Raw genomic sequence first — 21,889 nt, forward strand, 5'->3', positions numbered from 1 at the left:
TTTCATGAACAGGCAGTGATGAACAGGCAACCATGAATACGCACTTAAGGCATCCGTTCAGATTCTTCCAAGCGTTACGCCACCGGGTCGCCCGCGCCTTGCACATGGATGCCTGGTTTCCGCATGTCCCCATCGCCCTCGCTGTCGGCTTATCAGGGTTGATGCAGATCACCCAGACCCTGTCGTTGATCGAAGAATTTCTGGCTCTACCCCAGCAAACCATCGAACAGTTCAGCGGCGGGTTCAGCTCACTGGCAATTCGAGGTATTCCCCATGATGTGATCGGCGTGTTGCTGGTCATCATGTCGCTCGGATTGTTGGTTCGTTCTCGGTTGGCCTGGATGGTGACCGTGCTGATGAGCATCGCCAGCCTGTTGCTGGAACTCACGCCATTGGCCTCGCAACCGGCGAGCCTGATTCTGTTCCATGCGGTCGTACTGCTTCTGTTGCTGCTCAATCGCCAGCACTTCCAGCGCGCCAGCCTCACCACCGGCACCCTGTTCTCGATCACCGGGGTGCTGCTCACGCTGGGTTTCGGTGTCATTGGTTCCTATGTGCTGGGCGCCCAGTTCAAACCAGCCATTAGCGATTTCCCGACCGCGCTCTATTTCACCATCGTCACCATGTCCACCGTCGGCTATGGCGACATCATCGCGCAAACCACCGAAGCGCGGATGTTCACCATCAGCCTGATTATTCTGGGATTATTGGTCTTCGCCACCTCACTGACCGCGATCCTGGGGCCGATGATGAATCAGCAAATCATGAAACTCGTCCAACCCGGGAGCAAGAAAATGCAACGCAAGGATCATATTATCGTGGTCGGCAACGGGCCATTCGCCCGAAATGCGGCGGATTCGCTGGAAAAGCGCGGCCTTGAAGTGACCCGCATCCTACCGGCCGCACCCACGCCGGGTTCGGATATACCGAATGATTTCATCATCGGTGACGGCTCCGACAGCGATATCCTGTTGAAGGCCCAAGCCGATACTGCCCGCGCCATCATTGCGCTGACAGAAGACGATTCCGAAAATGCGTTTATCATCCTGGCCGCACGTGAAGTCAATGAAAAACTCAAGACCGTGGTTGCCGTTAGTGATGCGCACAATCTTAACAAGATCAAACGCGTACATCCCGATGTGGTGCTGGCCTTGCCCATTATCGGAGCCGAACTACTGGCCATGGCATTGAGCGGCGAAGAGATCAAGACCGACGCACTGTTCGAGCAATTGCTGAAACTCGATTAGCACCTTGCCCCTCTATAACACACCCGCTCATTAATTATCAAAACCCGTCTGATAATTAAGGCTAGAAACAAATAAATCCGGGCATTTATCCTGCCACCTTATCAAGGCTTGGACGGGGGTTTAATGATGCAGCGCCCGTTTTATCGGATGTGGCTTTTATATGCCTCAGCATAAGGTATAAGGCTTGAGTGTAGAGTCTCTGATGAGTGTATTGACCTAAAAGCGTTGGATGCTGATAAAAAACAGCCTGAACAGATTGATCAGGACTGTTTGTCAAGTTGAACTAATTTCTTAAACAATCAAAACCGGAATATCCTGAATCATCTGCAGGCCTTTGACTGCTTCTTTCTGATACTCCGCAATCTCGTTGAAATTGAGATAACGATAAATATCGTCGGCCAAGGGTTTGAGCCCGGCGACCTGTGCCTGATATTCCTCGTTGGTCGGCAGGCGGCCCAGCAAGGCGGACACCGCTGATAACTCGGCCGAGGCGAGATAGACATTGGCGTCTTTACCCATGCGGTTCGGGAAGTTGCGTGTTGAAGTGGAGACAACGGTCGCACCATTGGCAACGCGGGCCTGGTTGCCCATGCACAGGGAGCAACCCGGCATTTCGACACGCGCACCGGCTTTACCAAAAATACTGTAATAGCCTTCTTCGGTGAGCTGGTGCTCATCCATGCGGGTGGGCGGTGCAATCCACAAACGGGTAGGTACCGAAGCGCCATTGGCTTCCAGCACTTTTCCGGCCGCACGGTAGTGGCCGATATTGGTCATGCAGGAACCGATAAAGACTTCATCGATGTGGGTGCCTTGCACTTCAGACAATGGCTTGATGTCATCCGGGTCATTCGGACAGGCCAGCAAGGGTTCGGTGATGGTAGCCAGATCGATTTCGATGATTTCGGCGTATTCGGCATCGGCATCAGGTTCGAGCAACTCAGGGTGAGCAAGCCACTGCTCCATCGCTTCGATACGACGCGCGAGCGTGCGCTTGTCTTCGTATCCGCTGGCGATCATCCATTGCAACAGGGTGATGTTACTAGCCAAAAACTCGATAATTGGCTCTTTTGCGAGACGAACGGTGCAGCCATTGGCCGAGCGCTCGGCAGAGGCATCGGCGAATTCGAACGCTTGCTCGACCTTGAGATTCGGCAGGCCTTCGATTTCCAGCACGCGGCCATTGAAGACATTCTTCTTGCCTTTCTTTTCCACCGTCATCAAACCGCGCTGAATGGCGACATAGGGAATCGCATTCACCAAATCGCGCAGAGTGATGCCCGGCTGCATTTCACCCTTGAAACGAACCAGAACGGATTCGGGCATATCCAGTGGCATGACGCCCAAGGCGGCAGCAAAAGCCACCAGCCCCGATCCGGCAGGGAAGGAAATACCGATGGGGAAACGGGTGTGCGAATCGCCGCCGGTGCCAACGGTATCCGGCAGAATCATACGGTTGAGCCAGCTATGAATAACGCCATCGCCGGGGCGCAGGGAAACGCCGCCGCGGGTGCTGATGAATTGCGGCAGTTCGTGCTGCAACGCGATATCGACCGGCTTCGGATAGGCTGCGGTGTGGCAGAACGACTGCATGACGAGATCGGCGGAGAAGCCGAGGCAGGCCAGTTCTTTGAGCTCATCGCGGGTCATGGCGCCGGTAGTGTCCTGACTACCCACGGTCGCCATGCGCGGCTCGCAATAGGTGCCAGGGCGCACACCCACAACCCCACAGGCCCGGCCGACCATTTTCTGGGCCAGGGTGAATCCCTTGCCAGTGTCCTTGGGTTGAATCGGGCGGCGGAACACGTCGAACGAGGGCAGGTTCAAGGCGGCTCGCGCACGATCGGTCAATGCGCGACCAATGATCAACATGATCCGGCCTCCGGCACGGACTTCATCAGGAAGTGTAGTGGGCTTGAGTTCAAGGGTTTCAATGACCTTGCCATTTTTCAATAGCTCACCCTCATACGGGCGAATAGTGATGACATCGCCTGTTTCAAGCTGGTCAACATTCACCTCGATGGGCAGTGCACCTGAATCTTCAGCCGTATTGAAGAAAATCGGCGCGATCTTACTGCCCAGAATCACGCCGCCGGTGCGCTTGTTGGGCACGTGCGGGATATCGCGTCCCATCGCCCATTGCACGGAGTTGATAGCTGATTTGCGCGAGGAGCCTGTGCCGACCACATCCCCCACATAAGCAACTGGGTGGCCCTTCTCCTTCAGTGTTTCGATGGTTTTCAGGCCATCAGGCATTTTGCTTACCAACATAGCTAAGGCATGCAAAGGTATATCCGGACGGCTCCAGGCATCTTGCGCGGGCGAGAGGTCGTCGGTGTTGGTTTCGCCCGGCACCTTGAACACCGTGACGGTGATTTCTTCGGCCAGTGCGGGTTTGTTCAGGAACCACTCGGCGGCCGCCCAGGATTCAATCACGGCTTTGGCGCGGGTATTCCCCGCCCGCATTTTGTCTTCCACATCACGGAAGGCATCGTAGATCAATACGGTGCCTTTGAGCGCCTCCGCCGCCGCGTCACCCACCACATCATCGTCGAGCATCGCCACGAGTGGATCAATGTTGTAACCACCGATCATGGTACCGAGCCATTTGACCGCTTGCACCCGATCAATCAGGGGGGAACTGGCTTTGCCATTCGCGACATCGGCCAAAAAGGCGGCCTTCACATAGGCGGCCTGATCGACCCCCGGTGGCACGCACTCGGTCAACAGGTGCAACAGGAACGCTATATCCTCCCCAGCCGGTGGATTTTTGATCAGCTCGATCAGGCTGGCCGTCTGCTCGACCGTTAGCGCTTTGGGTGGAATCCCCTGCTGTTCTCGTTCTTGTTGATGGCTGCGATAGACTTCAAGCATGACGGTTTCCTCAAATTCAAAATTCTTAATTGCTGTGATCATACGGGAGCCTTTGGGAATCTCTGCACGAATCCATCCATGGCATCGCGGGCTTACGCCAGCTCCGCGTTCATACCCGTTCCGTGCTCCGCATTTCAATGACTTACGTCATTGAGCGGCAATGCAGCATTTACGGCTTTCATCCGGGCATCCTGTTCAATGTGTTTGATTGTCTGGTTTTATCTCGATAGGCGCAAATCAATCACGGCATCCGGGACAAAACACAACTTTTGCACAATTTTCAAGCATAACCGCCTCAACATGAGGATAAAAAAAATATTAATAAACATATATTTAACAAATTTTTAACCTATGAGTGAAATTTGTGCGTCAAAAATAAGCACGTTCTAATCGTCACAAAATCGCGACAGATGTCGATCGAGCCATTGCAGGGCAATGATCGGGGCTGCTGAACAGATGATGCCGGAATCGATACGGGCCAAGGCTTCATCCAGTGTCATGGTATGCAGCTTGATGTCCTCGTGCTCTTCCGGTAGACCAAAAAACGTATCGGTCGGGGCTGTATCGATCAGGGCAAGAAACAAATAGATGCTTTCCGTCGTTCCACCGGGACTCACCCAATAGCGCGTGATCGGTATCAGACGCACGGGTTCGAGCCCCGACTCCTCTTTCATTTCACGTCGGGCAACAGACTCTACTGATTCGTTCGGCTCGATCATGCCTGCCACAATTTCAGTCAGCCATGGCCCGCCCGGTGCTTCGAACGCACCGGGCCGAAACTGCTCGATCATCACGACTTCGCGTCGTTTGGAAACAAAGGGCAGAACGGCCACAGCGTGGCCACGCTCGAACATCTCCCGACTGATTTGTGGCGACCAGCTACCGTCATAGCGCTCGAAGCGAAGCAGATAGCGGTTCAACTCGAAAAAACCACGGTACAAAGGTTCTATATTCAGTAATTCGTACTGCATCTTCATCCTGATTGGTTAATGATGTGACCGTGCAGTCTATGCTACCCGAAGTTCATAGGACTATTACGGCCAAACGGGAAAAGCAGAAGGTACCCCATGTCCCCATCCTTGATTCAACTACTGGAACCCCTGATCGGCAGCACGCTGACTATTGACCGCCGCCGCGGAACGGTGATTGATATTCTGGAAGACCCCCCTTCACTGGTGATGAGTAGCCCCGAAGCGCCTGAAGAAATTCGTCTCGATCATCTGGGAAGACCTCAAGAAACCAGCGTACCAAGCTGGACCGTGAGCCTGTTCAGCAAATCCGGAAACGCCCTGCATCCGGATTTACAAAGACAACTCCATCCTGATCTCGCAGTCAAGGCGCATGAATTTCTTAATAACAGAGATTAGAAACCCGCACTAAGTGCACGAATTTCATCATAAATTTCCTGGTCAATCAAACTCACGCTCAAATCGAGACCCAGTTTTTCAGCGGCAGGAATGGGCTTGCCATCCGGTGTTGCGGTCAAGCCTTTTGCCTGCGCGATTGCCGTGATAACCACGTCGGCATGATTGGCCGAACCCGCGTGTGTATAGTTGAGGTTATTCGCTTCCCGCACCACGTCTTCATACATCGGCGGAAAATCCCAAGCCTGAACGATCTTGGCACCTAGCCGAGGTTGCAGGCTCATCACCAATTCGTTTAACAGAGCCGGGGCCTCCTGTAACTTTGGAATATCTTCAGCCACCACAATCACCGGAATCCCCCCTACGCCGTGGAGCAATCCAGCCAACAACGCCTGGTCGACATCGAGCATGGTGTACTCCCTGGCAATACGGTGGGCTAACGCCGCAATCTGGGCTGAAAAGGACCTATGCTCCTGCATCGCCTTCTTGACCACGGGATGATTCGCTTTAAAAAGATGCTGTCTAGACAGCGATACAATTAACTGGCTGACTGTGCGCATACCAAGACGCGTAATCACCTGGTGCAAGCAGTTAATCTTCTCTACACCACAGTACATTGCACTATTGGCAACTTGGATCAGGCGTGCGGCAATGGCTGGATCCTGTGCGACCACATCCACCAGATCCTGAATCGTGCTGTCCGGTTGCTCCGCCACACGCCGTGAACGGATTGCGACATCAGGCAGTACAGGAAGCGCAATGCCCTTCTCCATGATTTTATTGATGATGGCCTGTTCCAAAGCAGGATTAACCATTTCAAGCTCCTTGTTATAACTGGCGGCACAAGCACACCAGTAAACGGTCATTCATTGCTGACTTGTTTCGTCAGAACATGAAAACACTCAAGCCAATCGAGTGTATTTGATCCGTTTGGGTTGATCGGCATCCGAGCCCAACCGCTTGTGCCGATCCGCTTCGTAATCCTGGAAGTTCCCCTGGAAGAACACCACGGAGCCATCGTCCTCGAAGGCGAGAATTTGTGTTGCGATTCGGTCAAGGAACCAGCGGTCATGCGAAATGACCAACGCGGTGCCCGGAAAATCAAGAATCGCCTGCTCCAACGCCCGCAGGGTTTCGATATCGAGGTCGTTTGTCGGTTCATCGAGCAGCAGCACGTTTCCGCCGGACTTGAGCAACTTGGCCAGATGCACGCGATTGCGCTCACCGCCGGACAAATCCTTCATGAACTTCTGCTGATCCTGCCCCTTGAAGTTGAAGCGGCCAAGATAGGCGCGCGAAGGCATCTCGTATTTGCCGACCGTGATGTTGTCGTAACCGCCGGAAATCTCTTCCCAGACGGTCTTGTTATTTTCCAGATCGTCGCGACCCTGCGCCACATAGGAGATCTGTACCGATTCGCCGATGGAGATTTCACCGGCGTCCGGTTTCTCCTCACCAATCAGCATCTTGAACAAGGTCGATTTACCCACGCCATTGGGGCCGATGATCCCGACGATCCCACCTTTGGGCACGGAGAACGACAAACCTTGATACAACACACGGTCACCGAACTGTTTGGACAGATTGGTGACGTCGATCACCTTGTCGCCTAGGCGAGGTCCTGGTGGAATGTAAATTTCGTTGGTTTCCGAACGCTTCTGGAATTCTTCTGATTGGAGCTCCTCGAACCGGGCCAGACGTGCCTTGGATTTGGCCTGACGCCCCTTGGGATTCTGCCGGACCCACTCCAGTTCCTGCTCCATAGCCTTGCGCTTGGCCGATTCTGTTTTCTCTTCCTGTGCCAGACGCTTTTCCTTGCTGTCGAGCCACTCGGAGTAATTCCCCTCGAACGGGATGCCCTGACCACGGTCGAGTTCGAGAATCCAGCCGGCCACATTGTCAAGGAAGTATCGATCATGGGTCACGGCCACCACGGTCCCGTTGAACTCCTGCAGAAAACGCTCAAGCCAGGCAACGGATTCCGCATCCAGGTGGTTGGTTGGTTCATCAAGAATCAGCATATCCGGGTTGGAAAGCAGCAAACGGCAGAGCGCCACACGACGGCGTTCACCGCCGGAGAGTTTGGTGACATCCGCATCCCAAGGCGGTAGACGCAGCGCATCGGCAGCGATTTCGAGCTTGCGATCGAGATCCCAACCGCCTGCTGCATCGATTTTATCCTGCAACTCAGCCTGTTCAGCCAGCAATGCATCAAAATCGGCATCCGGGTTGGCAAACTCATTGCTTATCTCATTGAAGCGTTCAAGCAAACGTGCTGTTTCACCCGCGCCGTCCATGACATTGCCGCGCACGTCCTTGGCCGGGTCGAGATCAGGCTCCTGCTTGAGATAGCCAATTTGAATACCGGGTTGAGGACGTGCTTCACCAATGATGTCCTTGTCGACACCGGCCATGATGCGCAGCAGAGTAGACTTACCCGCACCGTTGTAACCCAATACGCCAATTTTTGCGCCAGGGAAGAAATTGAGGTAAATGTCTTTGAGAATAAATTTTTTCGGAGGGACGAGTTTGCCGACCCCATTCATGGTGAAGATATATTGCGCCATACGACCTTGGGTTTTGAGAGTAAAAGTACGGGTATTATCAATCAGATCTAGGTAAGGATGCCAGTACCACCGACAAGCCCGCCCATCAGTAAGCATGCATCCACCCTTTGGGGGCTTCTTATTCTGCTGATTACCGGGCTGGCTTTTACTCCCGTTCTGGCAGCCACACCACCCAAGCTCCCTAATCTGGATGACGACGAACTCGATTTGAGCAAAAAACCCTGATGCAAGGAACGCAATGGGTTCTTAACGTCTAAAATAGATAGCCAGGCAACTAAATCAGAGTCCGATCTCATGTTCGATCTTCATCTTCGCCGAGGCAACCTACAGCGACTGATCCCGTTCTGGGCCAGTGTGCTTTTAACACTTTTCCTTTTTCATGCGCCGGTGTATGCACAGACGCCAACAGCAGCGCAAGATCGAGTGGTCGCCCAAAATCTGATGAAAGATCTTGTCGATTCCAGCTGGATTCGGGATGGCAACGGGTCAAAAATCGTCTATCTGTTTTTCGATCCGAACTGCCCCTACTGTCATCATGTGTTCGATTCGTTGATGAAGATTCGCAAAGAAATGCCCGATCTGCAATTTCGCTGGATACCATTGGGCATGCTAGGCAGCAATTCGACGGCCAAGGCGGCAGCCATCATTCAGGCACCCGATCCGCTGAAGGCTTTTATGACGAATGAGAGGAATTATGGTTTTCTCAATTCGGATACCGGTGGCGGCATCCCACCGGCCAAGCACGTGGACGCAGCATCGCAAACAATCCTGGATGAAAACCTTTCGATTTTGCAGGGACAGAATTTGTACGGCATCCCCGTGGTGGTCTTTCAGGCCGATGATGGCAAACCCTTTTATTTTTCAGGTCAGCGCTCTGAGGCACAGTTAAGGGAAATTCTAGCGCATGCGGTAGCCGGCAGCTTTGGTGGCGGGCAACCAATCAAAGGTCAGCAGAATAAATAGTTGAATTCATTTCAGTTACTTCAAAAAAGAAAGCCCGAATTGATCGGGCTTTTTTACGTTATGTCACATTACGTGATGTGACACTTCATTCATGAATGAGATCAAAGTGACTTCTTGCAGAAGTACCAGTCAACACATTCGTATTCACCGCTATTCATACGCGCTTCGGCTTCTTGGGCCGTTGCCGGTGGTGGCACGATGACCTTGTCACCTGGCTGCCAGCCTTCTGGTGTGGCAACGCCGTACTTGGTAGAGGTTTGCAGCGCTTTCACCAGACGAAGAATTTCCGGAATCGAACGACCGTTACTCATCGGGTAGTAAAGCATGGCACGCAAAACGCCTTCCGGATCGATCACAAACGTGGCACGAACCGCTTGAGTATCCGAAGCGCCTGGATGCACCATACCGAACATGCTTGCGACGTTCATCGAGAGATCGGCAATAATCGGGAAGGTAATTTCCACGCCAAACTTCTCTTTGATATTGCGTTCCCAGGCAATATGGGAGTAGTTGCTATCGATTGATAAGCCCAACAGATCGCAATTGATGGCCTGAAAATCGGGATGCGCCTTGGCAAATGCCATAAACTCCGTAGAACATACCGGGGTGAAATCCGCAGGGTGCGAAAACAGAACCAGCCATTTGCCTTCGTAGTCTTTCAGTGTTTTACGGCCGTGGGTTGTGGGTGCGTCAAACTCGGGTGCGCGTTCATTCAAACGGGGCAATGAAATGGAATCATCACTCATGGTCAATTCTCCTGGTTGGTCTATACATTGGATCAAACGATTCATTTGCCTGAAGGCATCGTTCTACAGCCGTGCTGTGGAATTAAATTTACCAATACATGATAGATAAATAAAATGAAATATTCCTATCGATTCGATAGATGCTGACTATCTTTCCGCATTTATCGATTAAACCATAGCGATCTTTCAGCGTGATTACACGATCATTGGTTCCGTTTTTATTTGTACGGCGAAATGCCTCCAGACATCCGCTTCGATCGCTTCGGCCAGTTGCAGAATTTCCTTCCCATCGGCGCCACCCCGATTAATCAGTACCAAAGCATGACGATCGTAAACACCGGCAGCACCAAATATGCGCCCTCGCCATCCTGCTTGTTCAATCAGCCATCCGGCGGAAAGCTTGACGGAATCGGGATCATCCAGTGCGTAGAGCGGTACATCAGGCCAATTGGCCTTCAGCTTGTTTGCGTGCTGCAGAGATACAATGGGATTATGAAAAAAACTCCCCAAACTTCCGGGGAGCAGTTGGCGCCAATCAGGGAGTTTTTTTCGTCGTACTCGGGTCACGATTTCGGCCATATCACTCGCAGCAAGTGCGGACATGGGGGATTTTTTCGTCATCAAATACGCATCGGCCTCATCGGCCAGACCGGGATAAGAAAAATTCGGCCAATCTGCAGGTGGCTTTTTGTGCAAACGAACCCACACACGCAGGACCAACCATCGATTCGGTTCCGACTTGAACCGGCTGTTGCGATAGCTTAATTGGCATTGTTCGGCCGTCCAGTGAAGTAGTACCTGTTTCTGGCGATCCCATAGCTCGACAGAATCAAGCACATCGCACAACTGCATACCGTAGGCGCCGACGTTCTGTATCGGCGCGGCGCCAACCGTCCCCGGAATTTCTGCAAGACGCTCAAGCCCATACAAGCCCTGAGCCGTGGTCAGACGAACCCAATCATCAAGGCCCAGTCCCGCTTCGGCGAACGCCAATATCGTCTCCCCCTCATCAACGAAACCATGATCAGCCGCTTTGATACCAACTACTTTACCGATGCGTTCCGTGACAAACAGGATGTTGCTGCCCCCGCCTACGACCAGCGTTTGTGGATCGGCGAGCCATTCCTCACGCAACCGGGGATTAGCCAAGGCGCGCTCGATATGGTCGATTTGTAAGAATCGATCCGCACTAGCGTCAACCCGCATGGTGTTACCAATGGGTTCATTGTTAAAAAGATCAAATCCCGAATTCACAAAAAAACCCTATATACTCATTTCGCATCGGTAACAGCGGTGGCTTGGCGTTGCAGCACCTGAATAATGGATTCGACAACGATATTGGGCTGATTGAATGGCGGGTGATCCAAATTGATCATCTGTTGATCTGCCCAACGGGTCGAGATAACGCCCATGCTTCTGGCCGCATCAGCGGGACACAAACACAACCCCGGTCGGCCCAGCGCGGCAGCGAGCCACGCACTGGCATTCAACCCGGTCAGGATATAGTGCGCCGTCAAAATCGTTGGCCAGTGTTTCAGCAATCGCTGAGCCGGGTTAAGCGCATGCTCTTCTTCAAGATAGGTTACTCGCAACGGGGTCTTAGCAATTCGATTCCTGAATTGCTGAAATGATTGTGCATCCCAGGGCAGTGAACTCACGTCGACAATCAAATCAGCCTCTGTATTGCCTGCGGACTGATCTGCTTCAACGGGGGAGGTCAACAAACCGTAGTTGGGCGCAAGGTCATGGAGGGAGTAGTTCAATGCGGCTGCGAACAAAACCCGTACGGCCTGGAGCGGGTGGAGCTCGGACGGAAGCGGGAAAACCGACGAATAATCGTTGTCTCGACGGGGTTGCGATAGATCGGCGATACCAACCCGACGCCAATTCACAAGGCGTGTGAATGCGCGTGTTTGTGACGTGCCGAACGGGTCAATAACGACATCCGGCGCGGTGAGCAAAGCAGCACTGGCCGACCTGGCCTCACGCCGTGCCGACCAACCAGAAGGATGCCAACGCGGCAGCGAGAACCCCTTCTCGTCAATCACCACTTTACCGGTTACGGCCGGGTGCGCCTTGATGCACCGAATGATCTCAGGCGTACCGGCGACCGTAATCTTCAAACCCGGAATTGCATCTTGCGCGTCAGTAAACGCGGCCCAAACGGGCAAACTACGCAGGGGATCGGAATCTAAACAAACTAAAATATGCATCCTTCAAACACCGTCCATCACGGGCCGAATGCTGAGTACGGGTTTTGCAGTGGAATCCATCCATCACCTTTCACATCGCCACAACGGCCTTTTATCGAGTCCTCATGCTAAACTTCGCGGCCCGGTTTTCCTAGACATTTATCCTCGTCATTTATCCTAGACTTTTATCTCGGAACTTTTGCGTTTTATGACACTTCAAGCCCCTCGTCGCATTCTGGTGACATCTGCCCTGCCCTATGCCAATGGCCCCCTTCATCTGGGGCACATCATCGAAACCATCCAGACGGATATCTGGGTGCGTGCACAAAAGCTGTTCGGCAATGAATGCCGCTATCTGTGCGCGGACGATACGCATGGCACGCCCATCATGCTCAAGGCGCAACAGGAAGGCATTACGCCCGAAGAACTCATTACGCGCATAGGCAATAGCCACAAGGCCGATTTTGCTGATTTCATGATTGGCTTCGACATATTTCACAGCACGCATTCCGAAGAAAACCGGCGCATGGCCAGTGAGATATTCAAGCGGCTCGACGCTCGTGGCTTGATCAGTCGTAAAACCATCAAGCAAGCCTATGATCCGGAAAAGCAAATGTTCCTGCCCGACCGATTCATCAAGGGTGAATGCCCCAAGTGCGGCGCAGCCGATCAATACGGTGACAACTGCGAAAAATGCGGTGCCACCTACAGCCCGACCGACCTGAAGAACCCGCGCTCGGTGCTTTCCGGTGCGACACCCGTTGAACGTGATTCCGAACACTATTTCTTCGACCTTCCGAAAATGGAAGACCAGCTCAAACAATGGCTGAGCGAGGATCGGGTACAGCCCGCCATCCGCGCCAAGTTACAGGAATGGTTCGATAGCGGCCTGCAGGCCTGGGATATTTCACGCGATGCACCCTATTTCGGTTTTGAAATTCCCGGCGCACCCGGCAAATTCTTTTATGTGTGGCTGGATGCGCCCATCGGCTATATCGGGGCCTTCCTTAAACTGGCAGAATCGACAGGGCTTGATTTCGACACGTATTGGGGTGAAAACGCCCAAACCGAGCTGATCCATTTCATCGGCAAGGATATCGCCTACTTCCACACGCTGTTCTGGCCCGCCATGCTCATGGGCGCCGGATTGCGTACGCCGACAGCGGTGTATGCGCATGGCTTTTTAACCCTCAACGGCGAGAAAATGAGCAAGTCGCGCGGCACGTTCATCCAGGCCCGCACCTACCTCGACCACCTCGACCCACAGGCATTGCGCTACTACTTCGCGGCCAAACTCAGCAGCAGTATTGACGACATCGATTTGTCGCTCGACGATTTCCGTCTGCGCGTCAACTCGGATTTGGTCGGCAAGGTCGTCAATATTGCCAGCCGTTGCGCCGGTTTCATTCACAAGCAGTTCAATAGTGAGTTGAGTGCCGAACTCGCCCACAGCGTGCTCCACGAACAACTCGTGGCCGCCGCCGAATCCATCAAGACACGCTACGAGCGCCGTGAAACCGGTCAAGCCATGCGTGAGATCATGGCTTTGGCTGACCTCGTGAATCAATACATCGATGAACAAAAACCTTGGGCCATGGCCAAGTCGCCCGAAACACTCGCCGCCGTTCAAGGTGTCTGTACCGATGGCTTGAATGCCTTCCGCATCTTGATGACCTACCTCACGCCCGTCCTGCCGGCCATGAGTGCCAAGGCGGCCCAATTCCTGAATCTGCCTGAATTCCGTTGGACCGATCTTGCGCGCCCGATGGTTGGACACAAGATCAACGCCTTTGAACCGCTGATGACGCGTATCGAACAAACCGCGACGGATGCCCTGCTCAAAGCAACACAAGAAGAGGCCCAAGCCATGAATCAAGCCAACCCTGCACCAACCCTGGAAGAAAAAACCCCAAGTGCCGAAATCGAACCGATTGCAGAAGAAATCACCATCGATCAATTCGCAGCCGTGGATTTACGTGTGGCACGCATAGTTAATGCAGAGCATGTAGAAGGTGCCGCGAAATTGTTGCGCTTAACACTTGATATTGGCGAAGGCGAAACCCGGCAAGTCTTCGCCGGCATCAAGTCGGCCTATGATCCGGCCACCCTCGTTGGCCGCCATACCGTCATGGTTGCCAACCTCAAACCCCGCCAGATGAAATTCGGTCTGTCGGAAGGCATGGTACTGGCCGCGGGCGACGGCAAAGGCGGACTGTTCATCTTGTCACCCGACGAAGGCGCCACCGCAGGCATTCGTGTTAAGTAGGTTGTAACGCCGTAATCGGCTGACAAAAAACCGCCAATTGGCGGTTTTTTTTTGGAAAGAGCAAAACCGCTAATTCTTGCTTTTATCTGGCTTCGATTCCGACTGGGCATCCTCGTTTGAATGATGATGTGTCGGGATGCGAGGATCATCGTCATCCATCAGGATACGGTGAGCGGGGCCTTCCAAATCTTCGTATTGGTTATTCTTGATCGCCCAAAAAGCCGCCCAAACCAAGATCCCGGCAATCACCATGCTGATTGGTACGAATAAATATAAAACAGTCATCTTAAAACCTCTGAACACGTTCACGGCCGTTCTCGGCTTTGAGCCGAGCCCTCACCTGCTATTTACTTCGAGCCTACGCCAAAAAGACAAGTTCCGCATCAGGAAAACAAAAAGCCTGCAATAAGCAGGCTTTAACCTAAGGAATCTCTGCACGAATCCATCCATGGCTTCGTTCAGACACGCACAAGCCGGTACACGCCCGTCTTGTGCTCCGCATTTCAATGACTTACGTCATTGTGCGGCAGGGCCTCCATGCCCTGCTCGGGGAGGTCTGCATTTGTGCAGACCTCCCCTAAGTAGCCGTTGAGACGACCGGGGATTAACGCAAGGTCGTCACCGGGTATTACTGCACCGTGCCGGCACGCGCACCAAAGCCAGAGGATTGCCCGTGACGCAAGGCCTCAATGCGCTCATCAAGGGGGGGATGAGACATGAACAAACGACCGAAAGAACCATTGTGCCCTGAAATGCCGAACGCAGTCATCTGAGCTGGCAACTGTGCTGGCATGTCGTAATTCAACTTCAACCGCTCCAATGCCGCAATCATCTTCTGACGACCGGCAAAGCGGGCTCCTGCTTCGTCTGCACGGAACTCTCGCTGGCGCGAGAACCACATCACGATGATGCTGGCCAAAATCCCGAAGATAATTTCAGCAACGATCGTGGTCACATAAAAGCCGATACCCGGCCCATCGCCCTGATTTTTGAGCAGAACGCGATCGACAAAATAACCGACGATACGCGCAAAGAAGATAACGAACGTATTCACCACACCTTGAATGAGGGTCAAAGTAATCATGTCGCCATTGGCCACGTGACCAATCTCATGGCCCAATACGGCTTCGGCCTCGTCTCGAGTCATATTGGCAAGCAAGCCAGTCGAAACAGCGACCAACGCATTGTTTCTGCTCGCGCCCGTGGCGAATGCATTGATTTCCGGTGAGTCATAGATGGCGACTTCCGGCATGCCGATGCCAGCCATCTTGGCCTGGCGCTCAACGGTTTGCAGCAACCAGCGTTCGGCCTCGTTTCGGGGCTGTTCGATCACTTCGGCACCCACGCTGCGTTTGGCCATCCATTTGGACATCATCAGCGAAATCAGGGAACCACCGAAGCCGAATACAGCAGCCAGTACAAGTGTGGAGCCATAATTGATGCCAGTCTTATCCATTGTCACGCCAAGGCCGAACACCTTGGAGATGACAAACCAGGCGACAGACAGGATCACCATGACAGCCAGGTTGGTCAGTAAAAACAGAATAATTCGTTTCATGGCAGGAACTCGTTCTCCAAAAAGTTTAAGCAGGTCCGACTCATTCAGAGTCTGATGCGTGAGATCAACACTCTAGCTTAAAGTTTGGTTCATTTGATTTTTTTCAAGTAGCTTTGCATATCATCTCCTGGCATAACATCTGGAGGCGTAGGAGTAAGTGCTCCGATGGTCTCAAGACAGTCGCCCGGTTTTCAGATAGACGACCAATCGAGCCTCCTGCAGAAGATCAGTCAGTGTTTGCCGCTCATGTCTGGGCATGGGGAACAGAGGAAGGGTTTTCAGCAGGGAAACCGTTCGCATTAGGATCAGATAATTGGCGCTCGACATATATGCCGAGGCAACGGCCAAGGCGGAATCCAACATTTGATTCGCGCGATCGAAACGCCAGCTCAACCAGAGCATGCCGATGACATATTCGGCCACCAACCGCTGATCTTCGCGCCGCCCTGCCGCCGCGCGCAGAAGTTCTGCTTCACTGACATTCGGCATTTTTGATTCCGCTCGCTGTAAAAACAAGCGCAACTGTCGTTCGAATTGCGGATCTATTTTGGATTTAATCGGCAAAATCAGCTCTTCGTCCATAGGAAGGCCGCTCTGTTATGAATAGCGGCTCAGTTTAGCGCCATCTTGCGGAAGATCGATAAACAGCTGGCTCTTTCAGCGATTCAGGCCACCTGACGTGGTTTGACCGAATCAGGCACACCACCATCCTGTTTTCGCTGAACGAAATGCCGGACATAACGGCGTTGAAGATTCGACCTTGCCAACCAGATGAATACATCCGCCGTTTTGAAATCTTTATCCCAGAACGGTTCACCGCCGATCTGTGCACCAAGACGAAGGTAGGCTTTCAATAAAGGGGGCATGCGGACTTCCTGCGCGAGCAAAGCCGTGTCAAGCTCCATACGAGGAAGCGCACGCAGAGAATTGACCCGTAACGATTCCGGCGTGAGATACCGTTCACGTAATTGATCCATGATGAGATTGGCCTGAATACCACCATCATCCAGAGGAATGCTCGCGCATCCCATCAGGTACATGAACCGGTTGTTTTCCATGAATTGCGCCAGACCAGACCAAAGACAGCCGATGGTGGCGCCATTTCGATAAGCCGGGTCGACACAGGTTCGACCGATTTCCATCACACGACCTTCCACAGCATTTAAGCGGGAGAGATCAAACTCTCTGGCGGAATAGTATCCTCCGGCAACCTGAGCCTGAGTATCCGTAAGAATGCGTGTACACGCCACCGCTTCACCGGAATCCAAATCCCGCACCAGCATGTGGTGGCAATAGTCATCAAAATGATCGCTTTCCAGCCCCAATGGCAGGGCGCAGTCGATTTTTGCACCCAATTCTTCAACAAAAACCCGATAGCGCAGACGAAAGCAGGCATCGATCTGCTCTTGGTTCAGCGCCAACTCGACTTGTAGTCGGCGATCTGAGTCAGCTTTGTTTTTCGGCCCCTTGGTTGAAGACGCTTTGTTGCAATCCAAATCCATGACACACCACACCTAGATTGATATGTAATGCAACTTAATCAGCGGATATGTCATTAGCGTGTTCGGTTTATTTCGCATCGCTGACAAGAACGTGAAATTTTAATGAATATGCGAGAAGGATTTCGGATGGCGGATTGCGCCCCGCACACGGTCACGGCAAACTAGGTGCCATTTCAACGCCAAGTGATCACGCCCTTATGAATCTTTATCCATTGATTCGCGCCCTGCTGTTCCGATTCGAACCAGAAACGGCCCACCGACTGACATTTGCCCTGCTCGATCTGGCGGCCAAAACACCGTGGTGCACCTACGCGCGCGGAAAGGTTCCCTCAAGTCCGGTGGATGTTATGGGGTTGAACTTCCCTAACCGAATCGGTCTGGCGGCCGGGCTCGACAAGAACGGCGATCATATCGATGCCCTCTCATGCCTCGGGTTCGGATTTATCGAAATCGGCACCGTCACCCCACGCGCCCAACCCGGCAATCCGCGACCACGGTTGTTCCGGCTGCCCGATGCCGAGGCACTGATCAACCGCATGGGATTCAACAACGATGGCCTTAAAACCTTTCTCGACAATGTTCAAAATCGAACCAGCAAAGGCATTCTGGGCCTGAACATCGGCAAGAATTTCGATACCCCGATCGAGCGGGCGCTCGATGACTATTTGATCGGACTGAGAGAAGTCCATCGTTTCGCCGACTACGTCACGATCAATATTTCATCCCCGAACACAAAAAATTTGCGCCAGTTGCAAGCTGCGGATCAATTCGGCCCCTTGCTCGCCGCATTGAAAAAACAAAAGGACGAACTCGATCAGAAAAACGACCGTCAAGTCCCGATCGTGGTGAAAATCGCGCCCGATCTGAGCGATGAGGAAATCGAATCCATGGCCCGACTTCTCCTTGATGAAGGCATGGATGGCGTGATCGCCACCAACACCACCATCGATCGCGCCATGGTGGCGGGTCTACCGCATGCCGACGAGGCGGGTGGATTGAGTGGCCGGCCAGTTCGCAAGGCCTCGACCGAAGTCATCCGCCAGCTTCGCGCCACGCTGCCTGCAGATTTCCCCATTATTGGCGTCGGTGGTATCGATAGCGCCGCTGCGGCGCTGGAGAAGATCGAGGCCGGAGCGGACCTGCTGCAGCTTTATACGGGTTTCATTTATCGCGGGCCGGGGCTGATTCGGGAAATTGCACAGGCTTTGGCTTCAGCGGATCGAGACCGCAATTCTAAATAGTTAAGTATTGGGCAGGGGCGGAGCGATTTTTACAAACAGGGCAATCGGGATCACGGCGGTACCGAATCGTCCTGAATTCGGCCCGCTTGAGATCGAACAGGGCGAGTCGTCCAACCAGGGTGTCACCAAAGCCTGCCAACGTCTTGATGGCTTCACTGGCCTGCAAACTGCCTATCATCCCGACCAACGGCGAAAGCACACCTGTTTCACTGCAACGCAACGCATCCTCCCCTTCTTCCTGATACAAACAGCGATAGCATGGTGACTCGGGCTGTCGCGTATCGAACAAGGTCACCTGCCCTTCCATGCGGATCGCCGCACCAGAAACCAGCGGCTTTTGAGCATCGACACAGGCTGCATTGAGCGCAAAACGCAGTGCGAAATTATCCGAACAGTCACAAACCAGATCGACATTGGCCAGCAATTCCGGCAGGTTCTCATTTGTAAGCTTGTCGTGAATAAGCCTAAGTTTTACATCCGGATTGATAGCGGCAATTCTCCGAGCAGCCGAATCAATCTTAAGTAAGCCCACAGCAGCGGTGTCGTGAATGACCTGTCGCTGCAGATTGCTCAAATCAACCGTATCAAAATCGGCCAGCACCAACTGGCCCACGCCCGCGGCCGCAAGATACAAGGCTACGGGTGAACCCAAACCGCCCAAGCCTGCGATCAAGACGCGAGATCCGCGCAGACGCTCTTGCCCCTCATAGTCGATTTCAGGCAGCATGATGTGGCGGCTATAGCGCAGTAATTGCTCGTCGTTCATTAATAATTACAAAAGGTTAAACAGAATTGAGATGGGCTTAAAGGTAATGCTGCCAGGGATCATCGCCACGCTCAGTTGAGCCTTGGTGACGCGAGAAGCGCTGGCAAGCGGAAATCTGCTCCGCTGTTGGCCTGAATACCTGATTGGGCATGGGGCAGTTCCCCAGACCCATGGCTTCGCGCTGATTTTCTTCTGAATACTCGATGAGCGCGATTTTGAGCTTGTTCAAAAGGGAAGCATCCAGATGAAAACCCGCGAGTTGCAGATGACGCCGCAAAACCTTGAGGCAGATCATTTGCAAGTCATATTCAACCCACATGCAGGCAGGGTTTTTGGGTTGAGCATCCTGCACTCCGTCCAGGTGAACGGCAAATGCGCAGGCACCCGCCGCCTGATCCCCGTTGTGATGAGGCCCGCGAAAGGTGATCTCACGATGTTTGATTCGTTCGGAACTGTCCATCATCCACTCCTGCGCCCCGGAAATTTTTAGGGGGTGCGCTGAACTCATGGAATCAGATTAACGCAATTTGGGCATTTTGTGACCTTCAAATGACCTAAAACCAATCTTAGATGACGCTATGTGCCCGCCGCACTGGCATCAATCAGCAAGTAAACCTCAAATCAACGCCGCTGTGCAGCGGTGTTTCGTTCCTGCCCGGCAAGATCGGTTCGATGAGAAATAGATGCAAATCCATGTTGAATCAGACACTCGGCCACGGCCTTTGCCTGATCGTAGCCATGCTCGAACAGAATCCAGCCACCTGGCTTCAACCGGGTTGTTGCCTGAGCGATGATCTGTCGGTAATCGGCCATACCCTCATCTTGCGCGACCAACGCAGTCTGTGGCTCAAAACGCAGGTCACCGACATTGAGATGAGGATCATCCAGGCGGATGTATGGTGGATTGCTGACAATCACGTCCAAACTTTCTTGTTTAAACATGCCGCACCAGGAACCCTGAAGCCACCCGATCGGCAAGGTCGACTGGTAACACAGTCGCCGTTCATTTTGACGTGCAACCTGTAATGCCTCGAAACTCAGATCACAACCGAAAACCTGTGCCTGTGGTCGCTCAAACGCCAGGCTGATGGCAAGCACGCCGGAACCGGTACCGAGATCCGCGACCGTCACTGCCTGCTCTAAAGGGATTTTTTCCAGCGCCCACTCCAGAAGGTGTTCGGTTTCAGGGCGAGGAATCAACGTGGCGGGCGTGACCTGAAATTCATGGCGCCAAAACGGCTTGAATCCCGTGATATAGGCAACAGGTTCACCAGCCGCACGACGCTCGAACGCGCTCCGCAACCGTTCAGCCATTGCTGACGGCAATAGTCGCTCCGGTTCCATCAACTGACGAGCTCGATCAAGACCGGCCAATTGTGTCACCAGACTGCGGATATCGACCATCGCATCGGCATCACCGCCGAGCAAGCCCCGTGCTTCGTCGATCAATTTGGCGAGTGGAATACCCTGTTCGTGGGTCATGTGATCCACATCATCAATCAGAGCGGGGCCTGAGCCAGCGCCGCCAGTTGGTCGGCCTGATCGGTCTGTCGCAACGGGTGAATGATGGGATCAAGATCACCCAACAGTACTCGATCGAGCTGATAGAGCGTCAGGTTGATGCGGTGATCGGTTACGCGGCCCTGCGGGAAGTTATAAGTGCGAATACGTTCAGAACGGTCGCCCGAACCCACGAGTGCCTTGCGCGTGGCCGCTTGTTCCGCGTGGGCTTTCTGCCGCTCCGCATCTGCCAGTCGTGCGGCCAGTACACTTAAAGCACGGGCCTTATTTTTGTGCTGAGATCGCTCGTCCTGACATTCCACCACCATACCGGTCGGCAGGTGGGTCACGCGGATCGCCGAATCGGTTTTATTGATGTGCTGCCCACCGGCCCCGGAGGCGCGAAACGTATCGATTCTCAGGGTGGAAGGATCGAGCGTGATGGCCTCCGATTCCGGCACGACCGGCATCACGGCGACCGTCGCGGCGGAGGTATGGACACGGCCCTGGGTTTCCGTGGTCGGCACACGCTGTACGCGGTGCGCGCCGGATTCGAACTTCAATGCCGCATACACGCCATCGCCACTGATTTGGGCGATGACTTCGCGATATCCGCCATGCTAGCCCGGTTGTTCGGAAAGAATTTCGGTGCGCCAGCCTTGGGCATCGGCGTACTTCAAATACATGCGCAACAAATCCCCCGCGAAGATGGCGGCTTCATCCCCCCCGGTGCCGGCTCGAATTTCAAGGATGACATCGCCATCATCGGCCGGATCATGCGGCAACAGGTGAACTTTGAGCGCTTCATCCAGCGATTCGATTTCAGCCTGCAATTCCTTCATTTCTTCGACGGCCAGCGCGGCCATCTCGCGGTCAGATTCACGGCTCATCTGTTCGGCCGCCTGCAAATCGGCTTTCGCCTTCTGATAGCGATCGAGCACCACAACGAGATCGTGCAGACGGGCATGCTCTTTCGACAGGCTGCGGAATCGATCCTGATTGTTGATTACCTCCGGTTCGGACAACAACGCATTGAGTTCGTCATACCGTTCGGACAGGGCGAATAAGCGATTCAACAGAGCGGATGGCAGCATGGAGCATTC

General features: G+C 53.4%; 20 protein-coding genes and 1 pseudogene. 6 read left to right on the forward strand and 15 right to left on the reverse strand.

Annotated features, from left to right (window positions below; all coding sequences use genetic code 11):
- Positions 1-32 precede the first annotated feature (32 nt).
- Positions 33-1,247, forward strand: a complete 1,215-nt coding sequence (locus tag M7R55_RS07970; protein WP_298219882.1) for an NAD-binding protein — start codon at positions 33-35, stop codon at positions 1,245-1,247.
- Between the two features lie 291 nt (positions 1,248-1,538).
- Here the strand turns inward: M7R55_RS07970 and acnB are convergent, their stop codons facing one another.
- Both acnB and M7R55_RS07980 read right to left on the reverse strand, forming a co-directional pair.
- A complete protein-coding gene (acnB, locus tag M7R55_RS07975; protein ID WP_298219883.1) occupies positions 1,539-4,121 on the reverse strand; it encodes a bifunctional aconitate hydratase 2/2-methylisocitrate dehydratase in 2,583 nt (860 codons plus the stop codon).
- 386 nt (positions 4,122-4,507) lie between these two features.
- Entirely contained in the window at positions 4,508-5,092 is a 585-nt protein-coding gene (locus M7R55_RS07980; protein ID WP_298219884.1) for an NUDIX domain-containing protein, read from the reverse strand.
- Between the two features lie 96 nt (positions 5,093-5,188).
- Here M7R55_RS07980 and M7R55_RS07985 point away from each other — a divergent pair, with 96 nt between their 5' ends.
- Positions 5,189-5,488, forward strand: a complete 300-nt coding sequence (locus M7R55_RS07985; protein WP_298219885.1) for a hypothetical protein — start codon at positions 5,189-5,191, stop codon at positions 5,486-5,488.
- Here the strand turns inward: M7R55_RS07985 and M7R55_RS07990 are convergent.
- Positions 5,485-6,351, reverse strand: a complete 867-nt coding sequence (locus M7R55_RS07990) for an HDOD domain-containing protein (RefSeq protein WP_298219886.1) — start codon at positions 6,349-6,351, stop codon at positions 5,485-5,487. The genes M7R55_RS07985 and M7R55_RS07990 overlap by 4 nt on opposite strands.
- 36 nt (positions 6,352-6,387) lie before the next feature.
- Positions 6,388-8,052 (reverse strand): energy-dependent translational throttle protein EttA, encoded by a 1,665-nt coding sequence (gene ettA / locus M7R55_RS07995; RefSeq protein WP_298219887.1) that lies wholly within the window; start codon positions 8,050-8,052, stop codon positions 6,388-6,390.
- A 57-nt stretch (positions 8,053-8,109) separates the two neighbouring features.
- Between ettA and M7R55_RS08000 the strand changes: the two genes are divergently transcribed.
- Positions 8,110-8,277 carry a hypothetical protein gene (locus tag M7R55_RS08000; RefSeq protein WP_298219888.1) on the forward strand — a complete coding sequence of 56 codons (168 nt, stop codon included), beginning with the start codon at positions 8,110-8,112 and terminating at the stop codon, positions 8,275-8,277.
- 69 nt (positions 8,278-8,346) lie between these two features.
- Positions 8,347-9,015, forward strand: a complete 669-nt coding sequence (locus M7R55_RS08005) for a thioredoxin fold domain-containing protein (protein WP_298219889.1) — start codon at positions 8,347-8,349, stop codon at positions 9,013-9,015.
- Positions 9,016-9,116: 101 nt separating this feature from the next.
- Here M7R55_RS08005 and M7R55_RS08010 read toward each other — a convergent pair whose 3' ends face one another.
- The 3 genes from M7R55_RS08010 to M7R55_RS08020 all read right to left on the reverse strand — a co-directional run bounded on the left by M7R55_RS08010 (position 9,117) and on the right by M7R55_RS08020 (position 11,974).
- Positions 9,117-9,761, reverse strand: coding sequence for a peroxiredoxin (locus tag M7R55_RS08010; RefSeq protein WP_298219890.1), 645 nt, complete (start codon positions 9,759-9,761; stop codon positions 9,117-9,119).
- 195 nt (positions 9,762-9,956) lie between these two features.
- Positions 9,957-10,967: a UDP-N-acetylmuramate dehydrogenase gene (murB, locus tag M7R55_RS08015; RefSeq protein ID WP_298219891.1), complete on the reverse strand. Its 1,011-nt coding sequence runs from the start codon at positions 10,965-10,967 to the stop codon at positions 9,957-9,959.
- 65 nt (positions 10,968-11,032) lie between these two features.
- Complete coding sequence (locus M7R55_RS08020; RefSeq protein ID WP_298219892.1) at positions 11,033-11,974, reverse strand: hypothetical protein; 942 nt, start codon at positions 11,972-11,974, stop codon at positions 11,033-11,035.
- A 187-nt stretch (positions 11,975-12,161) separates the two neighbouring features.
- Between M7R55_RS08020 and metG the strand changes: the two genes are divergently transcribed.
- The gene (gene metG / locus M7R55_RS08025) at positions 12,162-14,219 is read left to right on the forward strand and encodes a methionine--tRNA ligase (protein ID WP_298219893.1); all 2,058 of its coding nucleotides are present in this window, start codon (positions 12,162-12,164) and stop codon (positions 14,217-14,219) included.
- Between the two features lie 69 nt (positions 14,220-14,288).
- On the opposite strand, the gene ccoS is transcribed toward metG, so the two are convergent.
- The 4 genes from ccoS to M7R55_RS08045 form a co-directional block, all read right to left on the reverse strand.
- Entirely contained in the window at positions 14,289-14,504 is a 216-nt protein-coding gene (ccoS, locus tag M7R55_RS08030; RefSeq protein ID WP_298219894.1) for a cbb3-type cytochrome oxidase assembly protein CcoS, read from the reverse strand.
- A gap of 343 nt (positions 14,505-14,847) precedes the next feature.
- Positions 14,848-15,777 (reverse strand): protease HtpX, encoded by a 930-nt coding sequence (gene htpX, locus M7R55_RS08035; protein WP_298219895.1) that lies wholly within the window; start codon positions 15,775-15,777, stop codon positions 14,848-14,850.
- 171 nt (positions 15,778-15,948) lie between these two features.
- Entirely contained in the window at positions 15,949-16,266 is a 318-nt protein-coding gene (locus M7R55_RS08040; RefSeq protein ID WP_298219896.1) for a hypothetical protein, read from the reverse strand.
- A gap of 176 nt (positions 16,267-16,442) precedes the next feature.
- Positions 16,443-17,279 carry a GNAT family N-acyltransferase gene (locus M7R55_RS08045; protein ID WP_298219897.1) on the reverse strand — a complete coding sequence of 279 codons (837 nt, stop codon included), beginning with the start codon at positions 17,277-17,279 and terminating at the stop codon, positions 16,443-16,445.
- A 197-nt stretch (positions 17,280-17,476) separates the two neighbouring features.
- Here M7R55_RS08045 and M7R55_RS08050 point away from each other — a divergent pair, with 197 nt between their 5' ends.
- Positions 17,477-18,520, forward strand: a complete 1,044-nt coding sequence (locus M7R55_RS08050) for a quinone-dependent dihydroorotate dehydrogenase (protein ID WP_298219898.1) — start codon at positions 17,477-17,479, stop codon at positions 18,518-18,520.
- Here the strand turns inward: M7R55_RS08050 and M7R55_RS08055 are convergent.
- From M7R55_RS08055 to prfA, 4 genes and pseudogenes are all read right to left on the reverse strand, one after another.
- Entirely contained in the window at positions 18,513-19,286 is a 774-nt protein-coding gene (locus M7R55_RS08055) for a molybdopterin-synthase adenylyltransferase MoeB (protein WP_298219899.1), read from the reverse strand. The genes M7R55_RS08050 and M7R55_RS08055 overlap by 8 nt on opposite strands.
- 37 nt (positions 19,287-19,323) lie before the next feature.
- Positions 19,324-19,746, reverse strand: coding sequence for a hypothetical protein (locus M7R55_RS08060; RefSeq protein WP_298219900.1), 423 nt, complete (start codon positions 19,744-19,746; stop codon positions 19,324-19,326).
- 161 nt (positions 19,747-19,907) lie between these two features.
- Entirely contained in the window at positions 19,908-20,768 is an 861-nt protein-coding gene (gene prmC, locus M7R55_RS08065) for a peptide chain release factor N(5)-glutamine methyltransferase (RefSeq protein ID WP_298219901.1), read from the reverse strand.
- A 17-nt stretch (positions 20,769-20,785) separates the two neighbouring features.
- Positions 20,786-21,880, reverse strand: a pseudogene (gene prfA, locus M7R55_RS08070) (peptide chain release factor 1).
- Positions 21,881-21,889: the final 9 nt, after the last annotated feature.

It is taken from the genome of Halothiobacillus sp. (assembly GCF_027346185.1).
Lineage (GTDB): Bacteria > Pseudomonadota > Gammaproteobacteria > Halothiobacillales > Halothiobacillaceae > Halothiobacillus.

Excerpts from the sequence above, each read along its gene's own strand:
- M7R55_RS07970 (WP_298219882.1), top strand. The coding sequence starts at position 33 with ATGAATACGCACTTAAGGCATCCGTTCAGATTCTTCCAAGCGTTACGC.
- acnB (WP_298219883.1), bottom strand. The coding sequence starts at position 4,121 with ATGCTTGAAGTCTATCGCAGCCATCAACAAGAACGAGAACAGCAGGGG.
- M7R55_RS07980 (WP_298219884.1), bottom strand. The coding sequence starts at position 5,092 with ATGCAGTACGAATTACTGAATATAGAACCTTTGTACCGTGGTTTTTTC.
- M7R55_RS07985 (WP_298219885.1), top strand. The coding sequence starts at position 5,189 with ATGTCCCCATCCTTGATTCAACTACTGGAACCCCTGATCGGCAGCACG.
- M7R55_RS07990 (WP_298219886.1), bottom strand. The coding sequence starts at position 6,351 with ATGACCGTTTACTGGTGTGCTTGTGCCGCCAGTTATAACAAGGAGCTT.
- ettA (WP_298219887.1), bottom strand. The coding sequence starts at position 8,052 with ATGGCGCAATATATCTTCACCATGAATGGGGTCGGCAAACTCGTCCCT.
- M7R55_RS08000 (WP_298219888.1), top strand. The coding sequence starts at position 8,110 with ATGCCAGTACCACCGACAAGCCCGCCCATCAGTAAGCATGCATCCACC.
- M7R55_RS08005 (WP_298219889.1), top strand. The coding sequence starts at position 8,347 with ATGTTCGATCTTCATCTTCGCCGAGGCAACCTACAGCGACTGATCCCG.
- M7R55_RS08010 (WP_298219890.1), bottom strand. The coding sequence starts at position 9,761 with ATGAGTGATGATTCCATTTCATTGCCCCGTTTGAATGAACGCGCACCC.
- murB (WP_298219891.1), bottom strand. The coding sequence starts at position 10,967 with ATGCGGGTTGACGCTAGTGCGGATCGATTCTTACAAATCGACCATATC.
- M7R55_RS08020 (WP_298219892.1), bottom strand. The coding sequence starts at position 11,974 with ATGCATATTTTAGTTTGTTTAGATTCCGATCCCCTGCGTAGTTTGCCC.
- metG (WP_298219893.1), top strand. The coding sequence starts at position 12,162 with ATGACACTTCAAGCCCCTCGTCGCATTCTGGTGACATCTGCCCTGCCC.
- ccoS (WP_298219894.1), bottom strand. The coding sequence starts at position 14,504 with ATGACTGTTTTATATTTATTCGTACCAATCAGCATGGTGATTGCCGGG.
- htpX (WP_298219895.1), bottom strand. The coding sequence starts at position 15,777 with ATGAAACGAATTATTCTGTTTTTACTGACCAACCTGGCTGTCATGGTG.
- M7R55_RS08040 (WP_298219896.1), bottom strand. The coding sequence starts at position 16,266 with ATGCCGAATGTCAGTGAAGCAGAACTTCTGCGCGCGGCGGCAGGGCGG.
- M7R55_RS08045 (WP_298219897.1), bottom strand. The coding sequence starts at position 17,279 with ATGGATTTGGATTGCAACAAAGCGTCTTCAACCAAGGGGCCGAAAAAC.
- M7R55_RS08050 (WP_298219898.1), top strand. The coding sequence starts at position 17,477 with ATGAATCTTTATCCATTGATTCGCGCCCTGCTGTTCCGATTCGAACCA.
- M7R55_RS08055 (WP_298219899.1), bottom strand. The coding sequence starts at position 19,286 with ATGAACGACGAGCAATTACTGCGCTATAGCCGCCACATCATGCTGCCT.
- M7R55_RS08060 (WP_298219900.1), bottom strand. The coding sequence starts at position 19,746 with ATGGACAGTTCCGAACGAATCAAACATCGTGAGATCACCTTTCGCGGG.
- prmC (WP_298219901.1), bottom strand. The coding sequence starts at position 20,768 with ATGACCCACGAACAGGGTATTCCACTCGCCAAATTGATCGACGAAGCA.